We start from the raw sequence: 2473 nt of genomic DNA, 5'->3' as shown, positions 1-2473 counted from the left end.
GTTGGAACCAAGTCAGCGTCGAGCTGTTCGCCACCAACCTCACCAACGAAAACCGCTTGATGGATCCGTACTGGGGCTGGTTCCAGGCCAACCGCACGCGGCCTCGCACAGTGGGCATCAAGGTAGGTATCGCGTTCTGATATAGATGAGGCGATGAGCAAGCGGTGGCCGTCATGGTCACCGCTTTTTTTTGGCAACTCGTCGCGCTTGTCTAGTTCGGTAGCGCGAAGGCCAACATGTAGTCGCCGGAGGTGGTGCCCATTCCCTGGTGCCCGCCGGCTGCAATCACGACGTACTGCCTGCCATTGGCGATATAACTCATCGGCGTCGCTTGGCCACCTGCCGGCAACCGTCGTTTCCACAGTTCCTTACCGCTCGCGGTATCGAAGGCGCGGATCGCATCGTCCATCGTTGCTGCGATGAAGGTCACGCCGCCGCCAGTGAGCATCGGCCCGCCGCGGCTGGGTGTGCCCCAGCCAATGGGGATGGGCAAGCGGCCCAACTTCTCGATGCTACCCAAGGGGACTTCCCAGACGATCTTTTGCCGCTCCAAGTCCAGCGCCATGAGCGTTCCCCAGGGAGGTGGATTGCAAGGAATGTCGAATGGCGACAGCACGCGTCGAGTCAGGCCGTGCCGATACGGGCCGACAGCTGTTGCATTGGCTGGGGCATTACCTGGGGTGTTATCCGCGACGGCTAGCGAAGCGGCGATGCGAATCGTGCTGGCGATCAGCAATTTGCGCTGTGGGTCATAGGCGCGCATGCCGAGATTGGTGCCGCCGATGTAGAGCGGAAACATGATGGTGCCATCGACGCTGACGGGATCGTAGAGGCCGGTCGAGCGATAGCGCGCGATCGTCTCGCGGCACCGTTCACGATCCCAGAGCGTAATGCCCCAAGCATCCTCCGGGCGCAGGCCCTGCGGCATCAGTGCCGGCATGGTCGCAGGAATGGGTTGGGTGGGCGAGGTCCATTCGCCGGCCAGGTCGCTCGCAGGGAAGGGCCGTTCCTCGATCGGGAACAGCGGCTCGCCAGTTTCCCGATGCAACACGAACACTAGTCCTTGCTTAGTCAACTGCACGACTGCGGGAACCGTGCGGCCCTTGATCTCCAGGTCGATGAGCATGGGTGCGCTCGGCAGGTCGTAGTCCCAGATGTCGTGGTGCACGGTCTGGTAGCTCCAAACGATTTTCCCCGTCGCGGCACGCAGGGCGACGATGGAGTTCGCATAGCGGTTGTCGCCGGGGCGCAGCCCGCCGTAATGATCCATCGAGGGGCTCGATGTCGGCAGAAAAACCAGATCGCGAGCAGCGTCCGAGGACATGTCGGCCCAGACATTGCCGCCACCGAAATCCGCGGAGTTGCCGTTGTTCCAGGTGAGGGCAGCTGCATCCGTCGGATCGTCGGGTAGCGGTTCGAAGGTCCACTTCGGTTCACCGGTGCGTGCATCGAAGGCACGCACGGTGCCACGAGGACGGTTCGGCAAGTAGCCGTCCAGAATTGCAGAGCCGAAGATGGCGATTCCATTTACCACCATGGGTGGTGCGTTGAACTTGACCGCGCCGGGTTGGGACAGCGGCGGGCCGCTGATTTCGACCTGGACTTCGCCATTGTGGCCGAAGTGCTCGCAGCGCTGGCCGGAGCGCGCATCGATCGCAAAGATGCGCAGATCGTTCGTGCCCATGAGCAAGCGTTCCGCGCACGGTGCTTCATTCGGCGCGTCGGGATCTCGCCAGGCAGCGACCGATCTGCACACATATTTCATGTCGCCTTCCAGTTCGATCGTCAGGCCGGGATCGAAGACCCACTTTTCAGCGCCGCTCGCAGGGTCCAGCGCGATGATGCGATTCCACGCCGTGCAGGCGATCAGCGATCCGCCGGCGATGATGGGTGTATTGGCGAAATCGCTCTTTTTCACCTGGCGCGGATCGCGGCGTGAGGTCTCACCGGTGCGATAGACCCACGCGAGTTCGAGGTCAGCGACGTTTTGCGGTGTGATTTGCAGGGCGCGGGTATATTGAGTGGCCGAGGCGCTCGCAGCGAAGTGCGTCCATGGTGCATCGATGACCGTGTCCGTTCCGGACGGCGCGACGGCGAAATTTTTTACGTCCAGATCGGCACGCAGTCCGTATATGCCGATGCTCCATGTGATCACGGTCAGCAACGCCAAGGCTACGGCTGCATACAGCGCACGCTTGGGATAAGTCATCGCCGCCCACGTGAGCAGCACACCGGCGCAGGTCACCGCGACCCGAATCGGGACGGCGACACCCACCGCAATCCAAGGTACCAGTGCCGCCGCAGTCGCAGGCACGCCCCAGCGCCAAGCCCGATCGACTCGTAACCATGACAGCACTGCAGCCAGGATCAGCGGCAATAGCATTGAAGCGAGCAGCGTTACGGAGAAGAGCCAAAGCGTTGTCTGAGTGTTCAATGAGGTTCTCTTCTCACAGCAAGGCTACTCGGCGAGGCT

General features: G+C 62.0%; 1 protein-coding gene. It reads right to left on the bottom strand.

Annotated elements, in window-relative coordinates; translation table 11 throughout:
• Nucleotides 1-211: 211 nt before the first annotated feature.
• Nucleotides 212-2434: a pyrroloquinoline quinone-dependent dehydrogenase gene (locus JNL55_RS34735; RefSeq protein ID WP_293865754.1), complete on the bottom strand. Its 2223-nt coding sequence runs from the start codon at nucleotides 2432-2434 to the stop codon at nucleotides 212-214.
• Between the last annotated feature and the right edge of the window lie 39 nt (nucleotides 2435-2473).

The sequence above is a fragment of the Steroidobacter sp. genome (assembly GCF_016790065.1).
GTDB lineage: Bacteria > Pseudomonadota > Gammaproteobacteria > Steroidobacterales > Steroidobacteraceae > Steroidobacter.
Note: the sequence above shows the minus strand (reverse complement) of the source record. Positions and strands in the feature narration are given on the sequence as shown.